Origin of the sequence: Paenibacillus xylanilyticus, from assembly GCF_047246825.1 — a bacterium.
Classification (GTDB): Bacteria; Bacillota; Bacilli; order Paenibacillales; family Paenibacillaceae; genus Paenibacillus; species Paenibacillus xylanilyticus_B.
Genome location: NZ_JBFOLB010000001.1, coordinates 2,070,155 through 2,087,300, shown reverse-complemented (window position 1 = coordinate 2,087,300; position 17,146 = coordinate 2,070,155). Strand labels below are relative to the sequence as shown.

Below are 17,146 nucleotides of genomic sequence, written 5' to 3'. Positions count from 1 at the left end.
GAAATGACATCTACGGAGCGGGAGAGGATAGGCTGTGCGTTTGGTACATATAAACCTATTGCAGCCTGGCATGAAGCTGGGGAAACGGATTTATAGTGAAGAGGGTTTGGTTCTGCTCAGTGAAGAAGTGGAACTGACCGATCGGTTGATAGGACGTCTGAAGGATCTGGGCGTAGGTTACGTTTATATTAAGGAAGCAGCAACCGAGGATATTATTGTTCCCGATATGCTTCAGGAAGAGACCAGACGCAGGGCATTGGTAGAAATTAAGCAGCAGTTTCAGAGCATGTCGGGGTTGAAAACCAAAAGTCGGATTCCCCACTTTGGCAAAACGCTAAGTGGTCTGATGAATACCATTCTGGAGGACATCGGCGGCCAAAAGGAAGCGATGATTATGCTGATGGATATGAACTCCAGTGATTTTGACCTGTACAACCACTCGTTGAATGTATGCGTGTATACACTGGTTCTGGGCGTGGCTTCCGGTTACTCCAGGCAGCAGCTGATGGAAATTGGACTTGGGGCCCTGCTGCATGATATTGGAAAGACACAGATCGCTCCAGATATTTTGCACAAGCCTGCCAAGTTAAGTGATGAGGAATTTAAAATCATACAGCAGCATACTACATATGGACATCGTATTTTAAAAAATGAACCCGGTATACCGCTACTCGCTGCACATTGCGCCCTGCAGCACCATGAACGAATTGACGGCAGCGGCTATCCGTTTGGCCTAAAGGGCTCCGAGATTCATGAGTACGCCAAGTGGATTGCTCTTGCCGATTCGTATGACGCGATGACAAGCAATCGGGTATACCGTCAGGCCCTGCTGCCTCATCAGGCGGTTGAAGTCTTATATACAGGATCTGGCTCGCTGTACGAACAACGTATGTTGGAGAAATTCCGTGATTGTGTGGCCATTTATCCCATAGGCATTTCCGTGACGCTGAGTACGGGAGAGGTAGGGGTTGTTGCATCTATCGACTCACGCATTCCACAGCGGCCGCGGATCCGCGTATTAAAAGATGCGGAAGGTCAGACGTTAAAGGCACCGTATGAAATAGATCTGTCCACAGCGTTATCGGTTATGATCACAGGTGTTGAAGGGGATGAAGGGGTGCCTCCGGTACCAGCCTGTGATGAATTTTCCTGATGGCTGTTGAATTCAGCCAGCAGCGGCTGCGCTCATAGCAATATCCGGGCCGGGCAGGCCATGGTGTTGTATGGGCGTTTTTGTCATGTAATGGACAGAGCGCTTCATGCCGATTCGTTCAAAATTGTGCTATGATAAAAGATAACTCCAAAAAGATATTGGCGGAGTATGATGTAAATAAAACTTTTTAGGTTAATAAAAGGAATAAGGTGAAGAACAATGACCATGCTAAACTCAGGATCGGTAGAACCGATGCCTTTATCGCCGACTAATGATCCATGGGATCCGATCGGCTCTTTGCGTACATATGGACGCCATGTGCTGACCAGTGTAGAAATGACCGTGACTCATCTGTGCAATATGCGCTGTGAACACTGTGCGGTAGGGGATATGCTCACCATGCGTGAAGCTCCCGCGTTACCCTTGCCCTTGATGCTGAAACGACTGGACGAAGTGGAGCATCTGCAGACCATTAGTCTGACGGGTGGTGAGCCAAGCTTCAGTCAAAAGACAGTTGACGAGATGATCATTCCGCTGCTGAAATATGCCAAGGAACGCGGAATAAGATCACAGATCAATTCCAATCTGACGCTGGATCTCGCACGTTATGAGAAGCTGCTGCCTTACCTTGATGTGATGCATATTTCATTCAACTATTTGAATGCCGATGATTTCCATCAAGTCGGATTTGCCAACAGCGGCAGACCCGTCAAGCGTGAAGTGGCGGTAAAAATGTATGAGAAAATGATAGAAAATTCCCGCAAACTCAGTGAAGCAGGCATGTTCATCTCTGCCGAGTCCATGATTAATTTTCGTACTCACGATAAATTGGAGGGCATCCATCAACTGATTCGTGAGATGGGTTGTGTACGTCATGAAGTGCACCCGATGTATAATTCGAATTTTGCTTCCACGCTACCTGTCCTGTCTCTGGACCATATGCGTGCAGCCATTCATCGTTTGCTGGATGTGCGTGACAAGGAGATGTGGATGCTGTTCGGTACACTTCCGTTCTTTGCATGCAGTGCAGCAGATCAGGATCGGGAATTGATTAATCGTCTGTACAGTGAGCCTAACGTGACAGTGCGGAATGATCCGGACGGTCGGAACCGCGTTAACGTTAACATGTTTACGGGCAATGTGTATGTTACGGATTTTGCTGACATCCCTGCTTTTGGCAACATACGTGATCGCAGGCTGGATGATGTATTTCATGAATGGTCAGCGGAGCACCCGTTGAATCAAACTGTAAATTGTCACTGTGATGCTGCGTCCTGCTGTGGACCCAACCTGCTGGTGGCTGACATGTATTATAAAGGTGTTGACTTCAAATCCAGAAAAGCAATCACACGCTGATATTCCAGGTGTATTCCTGAAATAGATAGAAAAGGGGAGTGTCGACTTGGATATTCATACTGAATTTCATCTCGGACAGCTGCTGTTCAATCTGGTCTGTGTTTTTCTGCTTGTATTTTTGAATGGTGTGTTCGTCGCAGCGGAATTTTCCCTGGTTAAGGTCAGACAGACCCGTTTGACTCAATTACAGAGTGAGGGAAATCGGCTGGCCGGTTATGCGCTAAAAGTGAATGGTAAACTGGATGCATATTTGTCGGCAACCCAGTTCGGCATCACTCTGACATCACTGGGGCTCGGCTGGCTCGGTGAACCGGCTATCTCCGAATTGTTGGTAGAACCGCTAATGTTTAAACTGGGTGTAGCAGATACGGGACTAATCTCTACAGTGTCCGTCATCATCGGTTTCTGTATTATTACGTTTCTGCATATTGTGCTCGGAGAACTTGCACCGAAGTCGCTTGCTATTCAAAAAACGGATGGAGTGGCGCTGCTATTATCCGCACCATTGCTGATGTTCTACAAAATCTTCTTTCCGTTCATCTGGATTCTCAATGCGTCGGCAAACGCGCTGCTGCGACTGGCAGGTATTGAGCCTGCCAGTGAAGGCGAGGCCCATTCTGAAGATGAACTTCGCATTTTGATGAAACAGAGTGCGAAGAGCGGTGTCATTGATAAGGATGAAATCAAATTGATGGATAACATCTTTGATTTTTCGGATATGCTTGCTCGGGAGATCATGCTTCCGCGTACGGATATGGATTGCCTGTATACTCAGTTGTCTTTGGAAGAAAACCTAAAAATCATTAATGCAACGAAGCATTCCCGTTATCCTGTCGCTGTTGAGGATAAAGACGAAATTATCGGATTTATCCATATTACGGACCTGCTTTTGGCGGCACCGGAGCAGCAGCAGAACCTGGCCTCACTCGTTCGACCCATTTTGAATGTCCCTGAGTCCATGGAAATCAGTCATGTACTGCGCCTCATGCAGAAAAAGCACTCCCAGATGACGCTTGTTGTTGACGAGTATGGCGGCACCGCCGGCTTATTGACAGCGGAAGAGATTTTGGAGGAGATTGTAGGCGATCTATACGATGAGTTCGAGGATGAGCGTCCTCATATGGAACGCAGCGGTGATTCTTTCTCCATTGATGGACGGTCCCTGATTGAAGAGGTCCATGAGTGGACAGGGGCAATTATTGATGACGAAGAAGTGGATACCATTGGCGGTTGGTTGTTCAAAGAGCTTGAAGGCAGTCCAGCCAAAGGTAAAACACGGGAGCAAAACGGTTATATTTTTGAAGTGGAGGAATCCACCCGTTTGCGGATCACCCGAGTCAAGGTATACAAGAGCCCTGTCTCTGAAGAAGAGGCCGCGGCCTTGGAAGAAGGACGGGACAAGTCTAAATCGGACAATTCGTTGTAAAACTGATCAGCATATTGTAATAAATGTGACCTTTGGAACATTCCTTGTGGGGAGTGTTTCAGGGGTCTTTTTTTGTAAAAAAGAAGGTTTGAGAAATTCTGTGGTCTGTTTCAGTTGAATTGGGTTTAACTTACGGAACGATGACATATGGATAGAGAGACGGGACAGCAAGGGCTTGGTTGTTGATTGACGAGTAACAAAATCTTCTGTGAAGGGAGGAGTTTAAAAGTGGTAGATCCACAGGTTCGTGCATACGCCCCTTTTGTGGGGCCGTTTGATCCGTGTAAGCCGATTGAAATCAAGACATACCTTGTTCCTCCGCAGTTATTTATCCCTTTTCAGCCGATGGGCTGGCCTCAATACAGTCCGGCAGAAGCACTGAGACTGGGAACATTGTGGCCTGCATTATACAGCCCGTATACATCCAAAAAAACAAAGGGGAGGGAGGTAGGGACAGATGGAACCTGAAGCAGCGAAAGCCTGTGACGCCAGATACTATGAGTTGCTGGAGGAACTGCAAGCCTTGGATTTTGTGCTGGTGGAGCTGAATCTGTATTTGGATACCCACCCGGGAGACTATCAGAGCATCGAGCAGTATAACAAATTTACCCAGGAGCGTATGAGGGTAGCTCAAGAGTTCCAACAGCTGTACGGTCCGCTGCAGAACTTTGGTCATGCATTCTCCAAATATCCTTGGCAGTGGTCTGAAGCGCCTTGGCCCTGGCAGGTGTAGTGGCCGTCGAGTTGATTTTGAAAAAAGAATATAGCACCCGGGTTTCCAGGAAATTATGGGTCTGGCATACCCGGGAAGTAAAAGAAAGAACGCACTCTGAATCGGATCATACTCAGATCAAAATGGTTGAAGGGGGAAGAGACCAACATGTGGGTATACGAGAAAAAACTGCAATATCCCGTTCGAGTAAGTAAATGTGATCCTCATATGGCCAAATTGCTGATGGAACAGTACGGCGGAGCAGATGGGGAGCTCGCTGCCGCCCTAAGATATCTGAACCAGCGCTACACGATTCCGGACAAAATTATCGGTCTGCTAAATGACATCGGCACAGAGGAATTTGCACATCTTGAAATGATTGCAACGATGATCTACAAGCTTACCAAAGATGCCACAGTAGAGCAGCTGGAGCAGGCGGGGCTGGATGCTCACTATGTGAATCATGATAAGGCGCTCTTTTACAGTAATGCTGCTGGTGTACCGTTCACTGCCACCTATATTCAGGCCAAGGGAGATCCGATTGCGGATTTGTATGAAGACATAGCTGCGGAAGAGAAGGCCAGGGCTACATATCAATGGTTGATTGACTTGACCGATGACGTGGATCTGCAGGACAGCCTGAAGTTCCTGCGGGAACGGGAGATCGTGCACTCGCTGCGTTTCCGTGAGGCGGTCGAGATCCTGAAGGATGATCGGGAAACGAAGAAGATTTTTTGATCGTGCCAACGCTTATAAATATAAACAAAGAAGGATGCCCCTTTGAATTGAAAAAGGACATCCTTCTTTTCGTTTGAGAGAAGCCCGTACTTAAAATTCGACGACCATGGCAACATTTTGCCACCCGGCTCCGACTGTCCAGAACAGGACTTTATCTCCGCGCTGAATCTGCCCTGAGGTTATCGCTCGATGCAGGGCAATAAAAGGACTGCTGGTTGAAGTGTAGCCGAATTCGTCTCCGATATAGACGGCAGTATCATCGGCAATGCCAATATTCTCAGACACTGCGCGGATATTACCGATGGACAGCTGGGAGAAACAGGCTGCTTTGATTTCATGTGCACCGATTTCGTTACGGCTCAGCAGTGTGCGAATGGATTCGGATGCTGCATCGACACAGATGGAATCATCAAATGGTGTGAATTTGACATGGAAGGCTCCTGCATCCACACCGGTTCTGCCCAATTTCGCCATACCCTCAGCCGGAAAGAGTGAATTGTTATATACGCACGTATCTGTCTGATAAATCGAGTCGATGAATCCAACCGCGTGTTCGTCCCGTTCCACAATGACAGCCGCCGCTGCATCGCCGAAGTTGGCATAGTAAACAGGATCATCCGGACTGGCATGTGGGGCCACGTAATCCGAGCCAATAATCAGAGCGCGTCGAATTCTGGAGTTACCCAGCATCTGACGACTGACCTGTTCAAAGGCTGCAGTCATACCCGCACAGTTGGCATTGCTGTCAATACAGATCGTGTGGGAAGCTCCGTTTATCAAGCGATGAATCATTAAGGAATTCGTAGGGAAAATGTACTCCGGCGTTTGACTTGCGTAAGCAATCAGATCGATATCCGCACCGGTAAGCCCGGTCTTTTCCAGCAGGTTACTGGCTGCCTCATAGGCCATGCTTAATGAGTTTTCATCTTCGTTGTCAATTTTGTAACGTGTATCACGTCCAAGTGCCTTTAACAAGCCCCGAATATCGATCCCCCTCGCATCAAAATGTTCAATGTAATAATCATTGCCCACCTGGTGTGCTGGGTGATAAATATCGATATCCACAATACGAATTCCGGCCATCTTCATTCTCCTCTTGAGCGGATGGGTGAATCCACAGCTTGTCCGCCTGATTTATTAGGTGGTAACGGTAGATATAATTTCGAGGTTATCCAGACCGACAGCACGTCCAAGTCTGGACAACTGCATTTTTAAAATGGCATTGTTTTCGAGTATTAGTACAACTTTTTTGAAGCCGTCTTTTTTAAATAGCGCCAAGCAGCCTTCAAGAAGAGGTACAATTTCCGGAGCAGTGACATTCAACTTTTTGCAGTCAATACGCAGGTCATACTCTGTGGTGTTAATGGGAGCGATCGTATCCTGATAAGCCGAGATGGAACGCAATCCGTCTTCTTGAGAAAAAGAGCCCTCCAGTTCAATGTTAAGCACCTTGTTTGGAACATCAGTCTTGAGTATAAAACTTCCCATGATTGTTCTCTCTCCTTTAAGTGAGTTAAGGCTATCCTGCTACCAAGGACACAGCCATCATCGCCATCGTTAAAGGCTTCTGAGATGTGAGCTGAGTTGGAGGATAATTTTACCCATATTATAAAGGCGAGGATGTAAGAAGATCAATAAAAAAAGTCGAATCGTGTATAAATATGTAGAATAGTGAATTATTGGATTTCATCCAGTGTCGCGAGCAGTACATTAAAAGCACTAATTATACGCGGAGCCCCCACACAGGGTGCCAGATGCAGCAGGATTCCCTTGAGTTGATCGACGGTTACACCGACACGCAGTGCCATCACGTAATGCACTCCTAACTGCTCGAATTGTCCCTGCGTAATCAGTGAGGAGATCACAGCAACTTCTTTCCATTGATCCGGAATGGTATTGCGCTGAAAAATATCTCCGTAAGCCGTTCCCATAATGAACTCAGCCAATTCAGGAAATTGTTCCTTGATGGGTGCCAAGGCTGCAGCCCCGTACTTTCCTGAAAGATTTGCGAAACGCTCCATCCCCTGAGCAACTTGTTCACTCATTTGTATGCCTCCTAGTTCAAATTCACGGTACGGTGGGCCGTAGGCGGAATCTCGTCACGGTCCGTCATGAGCTCAATCACCGCAACCTGCTTCAGTTCCTGTGCTGTCTTCAGGGCAGTGTTGAACTCGGCATGTGTTTCTGACCGAAACGCGAGAGCACCAAGGGATTCGGCAAACTTCGCCGCATCCATAGGTACTTCAAACAACGTTCCATCGATCCGGCCTGTTGTTTTCTGCATGCCTTTGAGCGCCATGTCGAGCTGTTTATTATTCACGACGATGAAGATGACTGGCAAATCGTTGCATACGGCAGTATTGATTTCAGATCCGAGCATCATAAAGCACCCGTCGCCTGTAATACAAACGATCGTTTCGTCCGGAGCGGCTGCCTTGGCCCCAATCGCCATACCGATGGCATTACCCATGCAGGCGAAGTAGGCATCAAACACAAAGCTGCCTGGTTTCTTCACTTTATATCGCTGAACAGCATGGAAGCCATGACTCCCATCATCAACAAACAGGGTGTGATCATACGGCAGCATGTCGCTCAGCTTATCCAACACTGATGCAAGGGAGAGGTTGGGCAGATCGGGCAGAGCAACACGGTAATCAACTGCTGACATTTCTCTTTCGGGGACTGCTTGTTCGGTCAGACTGTCAAGCAAAAACTGCATATTGTCTTTTAAATCGCCCGTAATATGTAAGGTTTGTGAGTTGAGGATTTTACCGACAAAGGCAGGATCGGCATCGAACTGAATGAGGTGTGCGGGATGATTCTCCGGTTTGAGATTACAGATCGTCATGTCACTCAGACGTGAACCGAGAACGATATAGAGGTCACTTCGGTTGAGCAATTCATCTGCATGGGGGAACCCTCCAACACCACAAGGACCGTGATATAGCGGATGATCCCAGGCGATGGCACCTTTCCCTCCAGGAGTGGTGATCACAGGAATATGAAATTGTTCTGCAAATTGCATCAGCTCGTCATGAGCTTTCGCTCGATTGACACCTTTACCTGCAATAATTAATGGATGACTGGACTTTTGAAGCAGTGGGAGGATGCGATTCAGATTGGACACGCTAATCCGAGGCTCGGGTTCAGGAATGACAACTCGCCATTCAGAGAGCCTTTCAGTCTGAACATCAAAGGGAAGACAGAGATGAACCGGGCCTTTGTTCGGACCAAGTGCAATGGAAAGGGCATGATTGAGCAGTGTGCCGAAGTGATCCCCACGCTCAACCAGTTTGCTAAACAATGTAGCCGGTCTGAACATCTCTGCGAGATCTGCCAGGTAAGAAGAGGAATCCTGGCACTGGGGAATGCCCAGCTCCTGAATGGATTGATGTCCGGTAATAAACAAAACGGGAAGGTTGTTCGCTTTGGCATGGGCCGCAGCGGTTAAGAGGTTGGTTCCACCAGGGCCCGAAGTGGCAAATGCAACACCAAGTTTCCCGGTTTGAAGAGCATAGCCTGCAGCTGCAAATCCCGAACTGGATTCGTGGCGGCCCGGAATGAACTCGAGGCCATGATCCACCATCTTCAGGACAGCAGGGCAAATGGACTTTCCGATAATACCAAAGACGTGAGTAACACCAAGTTTGTGCAGAGTTTCTGCCAAATAGTCCGCAACGGTTCTCATGCGGGACACCTCGCTTCATAAAATAGGTTTTAAGACCCGTAGGGCATAATCCGATTTTGTTCGAATGCAAGTGATTGTCTAAGGTTGTAAAAGGAAATAAATCCTTGTTAATAGGAAGGGTATCTTTTTTTGCGGTTTTTTGTCAACTCATTTTTATGAGTAAAAATACCTGATTCTTAGGTTGGTAACGCTTAAGCGCTTGTGGAATATAAGAAATGAAATTAGTAATATATTCCCGTAACAAACGACCTAATCGATTTTAATAACATTTTATGTAAAATGGTGACTGAAATCGTAGACTTATCTGTTAATTCATCATAGAGTAACTAATGATGTTTTGGTTTGCATGTTAATGCAAAGGACTGGTAATGTTTAACTTTCTGTTATAATGGGATTTGGATTGGAGTGAGAATATGACCAAGTTAAAGATGGCAGTTATAGGGTTAGGAAAAATGGGTTTACATATGATTCAACAAGTTAAGCAAGCAGAAATAGACGGAAGTATTGAGCTAATAGCTGTATGTGAGGCGAATGAGGAAACGCTGAATGCATTTGCCGAATCTTATCCGGAAACGAGCATATATAGCGATTATAAGCAGTTACTTGACGAACACAAAGTGGATCTGTTGTACATTGCCGTTCCGCCCAAATATCATTATCCTGTCGTCATGGAAGCCTTAAAACGGAAAATCCATGTGTTTTGCGAGAAGCCGCTGGCGAACAGTGCAGAAGAAGCCCAAAAGATGCTGGAGGCAGCGAAGCAGGCAGGTGTAGTTCATGCCATTCATTTCTCCATGCCTCATGAACCTTCCGTGTTGAAACTGCAAGGGTTGGTGGGGCAGGAACGTATAGGTTCGATTCGCAAAATAGAGCTGATTCTGCAATTTCCCCAGTGGCCAAGGGCATGGCAGCAGAATTCATGGATTTCAAGCCGGGAACAGGGGGGCTTTATCCTTGAAGTGGGCATCCACTGGATTCATATGATCCAGCACGTGTTTGGTCCAATCACGGAGGTAAGCAGCCAGGTCCAGTATCCCGACGATGCGGAAGAGTGTGAGCATGAGGTGCAGGCTGCCATGATGCTGGAAGACGGAACCCGAATTCAACTGAACGGGATTTCGCATTTTGCAGGTGAGGAACGGGTATCCATGGTGGTTTACGGGACAAAAGGAACCATAGCCCTGGAAAATTGGGAAGAACTGATGATGGGGCCAGTTGGGCAGCCGCTTGTACCAGTCGAGGTGGATGAATCCATGGGGGAACTGCCTGTCCTCAAACATGTAATTGCTCGTATTCAGGATAAGCCGGCCAAGATATATGATTTTAACGATGGATATCGTGCACAATTGGTGCTGGAAGCTCTTCGTAATCCGCAGCCAACCGGAATGAAGAAGGAATTGTGAACTTGGCATCTCAATAAAACAGAAAGAGAAGCAGTTACCTTATGTGGTAGCTGCTTCTCTTTGCTTTCAGGTCTTCTAATTATTGCCTTAAGCCAGCTTAAATCGTTTCACCAATTCGTCCAGTGCATCGGACATTTGATTCAACTGTTTAGAAGTGTCACTCATTTCCTGCAAGGAGGCAAGCTGCTCTTCTGTCATGGCGGATACTTCCTCCGTGGCCGATGCGGTATCCTCCACAACAATCGATACTTCGTTAATGGAATTCATGACAGCTTCACTACCTGAAGTGAGCTCTTCAACTACAGCAGATACATCCATCATTTGACCGCTGAGGTCATGGATATGCTGCGTGATATTCGCAAAGGCATGACCGGCATCTTCAATGGTCCGCAATCCCTCGTTAACATGCGCCGTACTTTCATCCACAACATCAACCGTGCTATGTACACCTGCCACCACGGTTTCCAGAATGCTCGTAATTTCTTTGGCTGATGTGGCGCTCTGGTCGGCAAGATTACGAATCTCGGCAGCGACAACTGCGAAACCTCGTCCATTTTCTCCAGCGCGTGCAGCCTCAATTCCTGCATTGAGTGCAAGCAGATTGGTTTGTCTCGCGATTCCTGACATGGCATCTGCAATGTTGATGACCTGATCGGACATTTTGGAAATGTCATTAATGGCTTCCTGCACAGACAGGAAGGATTGCTCAATAACTCCCATTTTGCCAACCGCATTGTCAACTCGCTGTTGTCCATCAAGTGCAATGGATTCGGTGCGTACCGCCCGTTCAGCCACTTCTGCTGCGGATGCAGCCACCCGGCTAAGCCCAGTCTGGGATTGTTCCATGGCAGCCACCATCGTCTGGGTAAGGGCTACCTGTTCATCTGCCCCTTCGGCTACACGCTCCATCGCTGCGGCTACTTCTTTTCCGGCCAGGTGATTATCTGCCACACCTTTATCCATTCGGTCCGATGCTGTACTGAGAACTGTGGAATTACGTTGGATATCCAACATCATCTGTTGCAAACCCAATAGCATCGTATTCGCAGCTTCGGCGAGTTCTCTCGTTTCGTCCTTCATTGGGGTGGCAATGCGCAGAGTCAGATCTCCATTGGATGAACCGATATCATTCAGCGCATGGGTAACTGTACGAATGTTTTTTACAATGGCACGGGACAAAATCAGTGCAGCAAAGACCGAAATCAGGGCGACAAAGATGAGCGCACCATATAGTTCCCAGTTCAAAATCATGTTTTTCTGTTTTAATGCTTCTGTACGTATATCCGTTAAAGCCAGTTCGTTATTTCGAAAAGTAATAAGGGAACTGCGGATCTCGTCCATGTCTCTTTTGCCCGGATCCGTTGCAAAAAACTGCCGGATAGCATCGAGATCATTGGCCTGACGCAGGACGATAACGGGTTCTCCAGCCACTTGAATCCAATGTTCCATGGAGCTATGTATATCTTGCAGTAGTGTCAATTGCGCTGGGTTATTGGAGATAAGCCCTGCTAACTGGTCCTTGAGCTTTACAAGCTGCTCTTTCCCATTCGTATAAGGCTCAAGATAACTTTCCTGTCCTGTGATAACATAGCCTCGCTGTCCTGTCTCCATATCCACCATGTTTTTTTCCAATTCATACGTCAGAGCGTGTACTTTCATGTCGTGATCCACCAGATAGTCAAGCTCCTGCTGAAGCTGACCAATACTGTTCTGAATCAACAGGATGCTTCCTGCCAGTACGGCCAGTACGAATAAATAGCCCAGCCCAATTTTATAAAAAATTTTGAATGTTCTCCGTTTCTTCATGATTCCTTTTCCTCTCTTTTGGGTATATGTATTTGTCGAAAAACCTTGAAAAAAGGCTGATTACGGGACTTGTGGATCAGGGGTATTAAGAACTATTTTTCAGTATTATACGTTAAGAAAGTGTCTTTGTATATAGATTGTTTAATTTTTGTATAAACTTAGTATTGTGTTGTGAGACCTTATCATACAAACCTTTTACAGTGTTCGGTTTACACTGCCGAGCGTTTTTGTTTATCATGGAAAGGGAATGATGCCGATTACATATTTCAATCCGAAAGGAACGAACCTTGGAAATGAGTAAAGAGATTGTATTAAAGAAACCGGAAGCGATGATTTTTGATATGGATGGAACGTTGTTTCAGACAGAGACCTTGCTGCTGCCGGCTTATCAAAAGCTGTTTGATACACTTCGTGCCGAAGGACACTTTGAAGGGGAGACACCTCCAGAGGAACGGATGCTCGGAAGTCTGGGTATGCTGCTTGAAGATATATGGAAAGTGGTCATGCCGGAAGGCTCTGAAGCGGCACATCGTCGTGCGGATGAATTGCTGCTTCAATTGGAGATCGAGGGACTCGATCAAGGGGGCTCCCAGCTGTACCCACATGTAAAAGAGACGCTGGAGGCATTAAAGGAGCAAGGTGTGAGGTTATTTGTAGCCAGCAACGGGCTGGAGGACTACGTCAAAGGGGTGGCGTTTGCCCATGAGATCATGCCTCTATTTGAAGGGGTATACAGTGCGGGACAATACAAAACACCTTCCAAGGTCAACCTGGTGCAACTATTGCTCGAAAAACACCGGATTCAGGATGCCTGGATGGTTGGAGACCGTTCGTCCGATGTGGAAGCAGGGAAAATGAACGGTCAGACCGTTATCGGCTGTGCGTATGCCGGCTTCGGTCGGGATGAAGAACTCGCCGGATCGGATGTATTAATCTCTGACTTTACGGAACTGACTCGGCTATATCGGGAAGCGGAATAGATCATTGCCATACGGATTGCTCTGAATCGCGAGTGAAAATGGAAAAGCCTTCATCTCCAGTGCCTGTCATGACCCTGGAGATGAAGGCTTTTTTATATAGAATGAATATCCATTAGAGGTTGCAACAGGAGGCCCATGTTTTAAGTGGATCCGCTACTTTAATTTTGACTTTCGTGACCTTCGGGTTGCGGTTGATTTACCTGTTAAAGGTTTGGTAACTTTCTCTCTAACCGGAGTACTTACGGGACGGTTGCGATACACCCATAGCGCATATTCCAACGGCTGAGTGATCGCTTTGTAATAAATATCCCGCTCGCCAATCCGTGCAAATACTTCACGTGCAGGTTTGGGATTCACTTCAAGCAGGAAGATGCGGCCATCCTTGTCGATCGCCAAATCCAAAGCGAGCTCACATAGATCACCGTACGTGTCTTCCAGAAATGAGGCGACTGAAATGCCGAATTTCTCTGCGGTAGCATTAATTTCTGTTCTCAGCTCTTCATCAGGAATCCATTGTTTCATCAAACGGTGCATGGCAACGGCCTGACCGCCGCCATGCAGATTCGAAGTCACACTTTTCTCTGCTCCCATACGTCCAGCACAACCGGTAAGCTCCCATTCTCCCTCGCCATTTTTCTGGACGAGCATGCGGTAATCATGTACACGTCCATTCGGAAGCTGGAGCTGGATGCCTTCCTGAACCAGATATTTATCCTTCATGTTCCAATGCTGGAGCAGCGAACCAAGGCGTGATAAATGCACTTTGCGCGGGGTAATGATACGCCGTTTTTGGTCACGTCCCTGGACCAGGACCATGTTGGCTTCTCCACTGATTCGTTCGATCCGCAAGATACCACGTCCACCTGTTCCGTTTATGGGCTTCAGATAGATCAACGAGGAGGCTTTAAGCATTCGATTGACATCAGACATATCATGAAACAGAACGGTTTCTGGAAGATGTTCGCGAAAAGCGGATTTGGCTGAAAGGGTCTGATGTATGGTCCATTTATTTCGAAGCGGCCTGTTTAGGAAGAGTAGATGCCCATATTTTTCACGAAAGGCGAGCAGCTGCTGAAATCTGCGGTTTCGCTGTATGCGGCAGCGGTCAAAGATCAGATCCGGAAAGGAACGCCTTTCCCTGGACCATCCCTTTTCCGAGTGGAAGACCATGGCCTCGATCTGTTTGCCTCCGGGATGTACATCCGCAGGTGTGAACACATAGATGTCGAGTCCCCGCTTGCGTCCCTCGAGGATCATTCTGCGGTAGATGTTCCGTTCTTCCAAGGCGCGATGTTCGTTTAAGTACAACGTCATAATGCCTAGAACAGGTGAGGACACAAACAATCACCTTCTTTAGCTGTTATTCCTTTCCATTATCGTTTGGACTGGCGTGCAAGATAGGCACTGTATTGAAAAATGCGTTCCAATGATTTTTTCCGAATCTGGGGTTCATCGAATTTCATTGGTTTGGCATTGGCTTCGAAGAACCAGATCTCTCCCAGATCATCGATGCCCAGATCCATAGACATCTCGCCAAGCGTATGTCCGGACCCCCGTTCAACCTGTCTTGCAATCATTAATGAAGTGGACTTGACTCTTTTCATGAGAGATGCTGTTGTTTCTTCTCCAAACAGTTCTGTAAGAAGCTGCTCCGGATCCTCTACACTGCCTCCGCGTGGAACGTGGGTTGTAATGCTTCGCGAGCCAGCCAGTCTGGCACCGATACCCGTTACGCTCCACTGCCCTTTGCCGTTCTTCTGCACAAGAACACGCAGATCGAAGGGGCGTTTGTGGGAGGAAGCGAGTTCTATTCCTTGCTGCATGATATAAGGGGTATGCCCCGTTTCCCTGCGAATTCGAGTCCACAACTTGGCAAGTGTAGCTGCCTTGTACGTGGTGCTCTTTCGGGAACTTTGAATTTTTAGCCGAAATGGAAGGCGTTCCTTTTCCTGAAACTTCAACATCATGATGCCCTTGCCTGCCTTGCCGCTCTCCGGTTTCAGATACAAATAGGGATAGGTCCGAAGCACCGTACCGAGCGTAGAGGCACTGCGCATCCGGCGTGTATGAGGGATCAGGCGCTGGGTGGATTTGGACTTCTTAAGCCATTCGAACAGATCCCATTTATTGAAGAAAAAAGGGTTATACAGTTCGATCCCCGATTGCATGCATTCCTCGATTTTGCGCTGAACGGAAGATTTTCGCTCATCCTCCCGGTAAGGAATGCGATTATACAGTACATGAGGGAGAGGGAAGGACTGCGAAGTCCATTTTCCACTCCCTTTGTTATATGTGTAGCCCTTAACGGTTGGACCAGTCACATTCAAATCTTTTACAGTTACGATATACACCTGATAACCCATGTTTTCGCCTGTCTGTATAATGTCCAGAAAATTTTGATGGTTTCCCCTGAAACCCCGCTGGTTGTCGTGCATGGTCAACACGGCAATGACAGGTTTGAAATCATCATGAAGGCTCATCAAATGCCGTCCCTCTTCCGGAATTTGCTCAAATACAGGCAGTGTTCCAAAATGTGCTCCACTGACGATTTTCCCTCCACCCGGAGTGAAGGGTGACGGAAAATGGAGCGCCCGGGTTTGGCGTTCGCTTCGAACATCCATACATGTTCCTCCTGATCAATGCCCAGATCAAAGCCAATCTCACCAATCAGATGCTGGTGCTGGGTTTCAATCGCCTGGGCCAGTGTAATAGCGACGGATTTGGCCTGCTGAAGCACTTCTCCCGCACGGTCCCCGAAGTTGCGGCTAAGCGCCTGTTCGGGGGTCATCAGGGAGCCGCCGTTTTTAATGTGCGTGGTCACGCTGCCCCGACCAGCCTTTTTGGCGCCGATGCCGACGACGACCCATTGATTGCTACCATTTTTGTGCATGTGAAAACGAAAATCAATTGGACATTCGTCAATCTCAATCAGGCGTATTCCCTGCTGAACGACATATCCACGGAGCTGTTTGCCGTGTCTCCCCTGAAGCATGCGCATCAGGCTGTTGAATGAGCCGAAGCGCAGGAGGGCATTGCCACCTTTTTTGCGGTAACGTGCGAAATATCCGCGTTTGGGCGAATAGGTCAAGCGATAGATGCCGTTGCCGAGACTTCCAGCAGTGGGCTTATAGTATACAAACTGGTGTCGTTCCAGCATTTCTCTCATTTGTTCCACGTTCGGATTGGTGATGGATTCGGGAATATACCGACCTGCTTCAGGATCATTCTCAAGGAGGTGGTAGATATCCGATTTATTGAAAAAGCTCCAGTTGAAAAAGGGTATTTTGCGCCGGACAAACCGTTCCCGCAGTTGATTGATGGCAGGCGAGAAATCGGAGCGGCGGCTGGGTAAACGATTGTAGACAACGTCTGGCAAGGGTACCGTTTTGCGAACAAAGCTTCCGTTTTCGTTCAGAAAAAAACCGGATACTGTTTCATTCTGCCAGTTGATATCTCTCGGTGTGAACGCAAATATATACGATTTGCGGCTTCCTTCGCGGAGCAATTGCTTGATAAACCCGGTACGGGAGCCAAACGGATTGGAGCTCGTCGCAGGTCCGTCGGACAATACCCCGATCAGCGGTCCGAGCTGGACTTCATCATTTTGCAGATTGCGCAGATAGATGCTGCCCCGCTTGGGAACGTTCATCAGATTGCGTATGCCCGAGGCGAGATAGAGATGTTTCCCTGCCTTTTTGATCGGTTTGATGGTAGCCGGCACCCGGTCTCGCCCAAACCGCAGATGTATCGTTTTTTTGCCGGATAGATTCAGACTTTTCATTAATGCGTTGGATACATAAACCACTTTATCCGGTTGCTGCGTAAAATGCAGATTGCAAAAGGTCAAACTCATGATTTATCCTCCTATCCTGAAAAAATCCTTC

General features: G+C 47.5%; 16 protein-coding genes. 8 read left to right on the top strand and 8 right to left on the bottom strand.

Features of this window, described 5'->3' with window-relative positions; all coding sequences use genetic code 11:
- Window positions 1-34: 34 nt before the first annotated feature.
- From AB3N00_RS09030 to AB3N00_RS09005, 6 genes are all read left to right on the top strand, one after another.
- Window positions 35-1,153: an HD-GYP domain-containing protein gene (locus AB3N00_RS09030; RefSeq protein WP_413034234.1), complete on the top strand. Its 1,119-nt coding sequence runs from the start codon at window positions 35-37 to the stop codon at window positions 1,151-1,153.
- 219 nt (window positions 1,154-1,372) lie between these two features.
- Window positions 1,373-2,509, top strand: a complete 1,137-nt coding sequence (gene yfkAB, locus AB3N00_RS09025) for a radical SAM/CxCxxxxC motif protein YfkAB (RefSeq protein WP_413034233.1) — start codon at window positions 1,373-1,375, stop codon at window positions 2,507-2,509.
- Window positions 2,510-2,555: 46 nt separating this feature from the next.
- Complete coding sequence (locus AB3N00_RS09020) at window positions 2,556-3,935, top strand: hemolysin family protein (RefSeq protein WP_413034232.1); 1,380 nt, start codon at window positions 2,556-2,558, stop codon at window positions 3,933-3,935.
- A gap of 228 nt (window positions 3,936-4,163) precedes the next feature.
- Window positions 4,164-4,403, top strand: coding sequence for a spore coat associated protein CotJA (locus tag AB3N00_RS09015; protein ID WP_413034231.1), 240 nt, complete (start codon window positions 4,164-4,166; stop codon window positions 4,401-4,403).
- Window positions 4,393-4,668, top strand: a complete 276-nt coding sequence (locus AB3N00_RS09010; RefSeq protein ID WP_413034230.1) for a spore coat protein CotJB — start codon at window positions 4,393-4,395, stop codon at window positions 4,666-4,668. The genes AB3N00_RS09015 and AB3N00_RS09010 overlap by 11 nt, the downstream gene beginning before the upstream one ends.
- Before the next feature lie 147 nt (window positions 4,669-4,815).
- Window positions 4,816-5,385 carry a manganese catalase family protein gene (locus AB3N00_RS09005; RefSeq protein WP_076209122.1) on the top strand — a complete coding sequence of 190 codons (570 nt, stop codon included), beginning with the start codon at window positions 4,816-4,818 and terminating at the stop codon, window positions 5,383-5,385.
- 90 nt (window positions 5,386-5,475) lie between these two features.
- Here AB3N00_RS09005 and AB3N00_RS09000 read toward each other — a convergent pair whose 3' ends face one another.
- From AB3N00_RS09000 to AB3N00_RS08985, 4 genes are all read right to left on the bottom strand, one after another.
- Window positions 5,476-6,468, bottom strand: a complete 993-nt coding sequence (locus AB3N00_RS09000; protein ID WP_413034229.1) for a 3-oxoacyl-[acyl-carrier-protein] synthase III C-terminal domain-containing protein — start codon at window positions 6,466-6,468, stop codon at window positions 5,476-5,478.
- 54 nt (window positions 6,469-6,522) lie between these two features.
- Window positions 6,523-6,873 (bottom strand): hypothetical protein, encoded by a 351-nt coding sequence (locus AB3N00_RS08995; protein ID WP_413034228.1) that lies wholly within the window; start codon window positions 6,871-6,873, stop codon window positions 6,523-6,525.
- A gap of 188 nt (window positions 6,874-7,061) precedes the next feature.
- Window positions 7,062-7,430: a carboxymuconolactone decarboxylase family protein gene (locus AB3N00_RS08990; protein ID WP_413034227.1), complete on the bottom strand. Its 369-nt coding sequence runs from the start codon at window positions 7,428-7,430 to the stop codon at window positions 7,062-7,064.
- Window positions 7,431-7,441: 11 nt separating this feature from the next.
- Window positions 7,442-9,073 carry a thiamine pyrophosphate-binding protein gene (locus AB3N00_RS08985; protein ID WP_413034226.1) on the bottom strand — a complete coding sequence of 544 codons (1,632 nt, stop codon included), beginning with the start codon at window positions 9,071-9,073 and terminating at the stop codon, window positions 7,442-7,444.
- Between the two features lie 413 nt (window positions 9,074-9,486).
- Between AB3N00_RS08985 and AB3N00_RS08980 the strand changes: the two genes are divergently transcribed.
- The gene (locus AB3N00_RS08980) at window positions 9,487-10,476 is read left to right on the top strand and encodes a Gfo/Idh/MocA family protein (RefSeq protein ID WP_413034225.1); all 990 of its coding nucleotides are present in this window, start codon (window positions 9,487-9,489) and stop codon (window positions 10,474-10,476) included.
- Between the two features lie 87 nt (window positions 10,477-10,563).
- Here the strand turns inward: AB3N00_RS08980 and AB3N00_RS08975 are convergent, their stop codons facing one another.
- On the bottom strand, window positions 10,564-12,282 hold the full coding sequence (locus AB3N00_RS08975) for a methyl-accepting chemotaxis protein (protein ID WP_413034224.1): 1,719 nt from the start codon (window positions 12,280-12,282) through the stop codon (window positions 10,564-10,566).
- Between the two features lie 293 nt (window positions 12,283-12,575).
- On the opposite strand from AB3N00_RS08975, the gene AB3N00_RS08970 reads away from it, so the two are divergent.
- On the top strand, window positions 12,576-13,262 hold the full coding sequence (locus AB3N00_RS08970; RefSeq protein WP_413034223.1) for an HAD family hydrolase: 687 nt from the start codon (window positions 12,576-12,578) through the stop codon (window positions 13,260-13,262).
- Between the two features lie 153 nt (window positions 13,263-13,415).
- Here the strand turns inward: AB3N00_RS08970 and AB3N00_RS08965 are convergent, their stop codons facing one another.
- Genes AB3N00_RS08965 through AB3N00_RS08955 form a run of 3 tightly spaced genes read right to left on the bottom strand, consistent with a single transcriptional unit; the run spans window position 13,416 to window position 17,115 of the window.
- Window positions 13,416-14,600: a YheC/YheD family protein gene (locus AB3N00_RS08965; RefSeq protein ID WP_413034222.1), complete on the bottom strand. Its 1,185-nt coding sequence runs from the start codon at window positions 14,598-14,600 to the stop codon at window positions 13,416-13,418.
- A gap of 35 nt (window positions 14,601-14,635) precedes the next feature.
- Window positions 14,636-15,742 (bottom strand): YheC/YheD family protein, encoded by a 1,107-nt coding sequence (locus AB3N00_RS08960; protein ID WP_413034221.1) that lies wholly within the window; start codon window positions 15,740-15,742, stop codon window positions 14,636-14,638.
- A complete protein-coding gene (locus AB3N00_RS08955; RefSeq protein ID WP_413034220.1) occupies window positions 15,742-17,115 on the bottom strand; it encodes a YheC/YheD family protein in 1,374 nt (457 codons plus the stop codon). Before AB3N00_RS08955 ends, AB3N00_RS08960 begins: the two co-directional genes overlap by 1 nt.
- Window positions 17,116-17,146 lie beyond the last annotated feature (31 nt).

Excerpts from the sequence above, each read along its gene's own strand:
- yfkAB (WP_413034233.1), top strand. The coding sequence starts at position 1,373 with ATGACCATGCTAAACTCAGGATCGGTAGAACCGATGCCTTTATCGCCG.
- AB3N00_RS09010 (WP_413034230.1), top strand. The coding sequence starts at position 4,393 with ATGGAACCTGAAGCAGCGAAAGCCTGTGACGCCAGATACTATGAGTTG.
- AB3N00_RS09005 (WP_076209122.1), top strand. The coding sequence starts at position 4,816 with ATGTGGGTATACGAGAAAAAACTGCAATATCCCGTTCGAGTAAGTAAA.
- AB3N00_RS09000 (WP_413034229.1), bottom strand. The coding sequence starts at position 6,468 with ATGGCCGGAATTCGTATTGTGGATATCGATATTTATCACCCAGCACAC.
- AB3N00_RS08995 (WP_413034228.1), bottom strand. The coding sequence starts at position 6,873 with ATGGGAAGTTTTATACTCAAGACTGATGTTCCAAACAAGGTGCTTAAC.
- AB3N00_RS08990 (WP_413034227.1), bottom strand. The coding sequence starts at position 7,430 with ATGAGTGAACAAGTTGCTCAGGGGATGGAGCGTTTCGCAAATCTTTCA.
- AB3N00_RS08985 (WP_413034226.1), bottom strand. The coding sequence starts at position 9,073 with ATGAGAACCGTTGCGGACTATTTGGCAGAAACTCTGCACAAACTTGGT.
- AB3N00_RS08980 (WP_413034225.1), top strand. The coding sequence starts at position 9,487 with ATGACCAAGTTAAAGATGGCAGTTATAGGGTTAGGAAAAATGGGTTTA.
- AB3N00_RS08975 (WP_413034224.1), bottom strand. The coding sequence starts at position 12,282 with ATGAAGAAACGGAGAACATTCAAAATTTTTTATAAAATTGGGCTGGGC.
- AB3N00_RS08970 (WP_413034223.1), top strand. The coding sequence starts at position 12,576 with ATGAGTAAAGAGATTGTATTAAAGAAACCGGAAGCGATGATTTTTGAT.
- AB3N00_RS08960 (WP_413034221.1), bottom strand. The coding sequence starts at position 15,742 with ATGAGCCTTCATGATGATTTCAAACCTGTCATTGCCGTGTTGACCATG.
- AB3N00_RS08955 (WP_413034220.1), bottom strand. The coding sequence starts at position 17,115 with ATGAGTTTGACCTTTTGCAATCTGCATTTTACGCAGCAACCGGATAAA.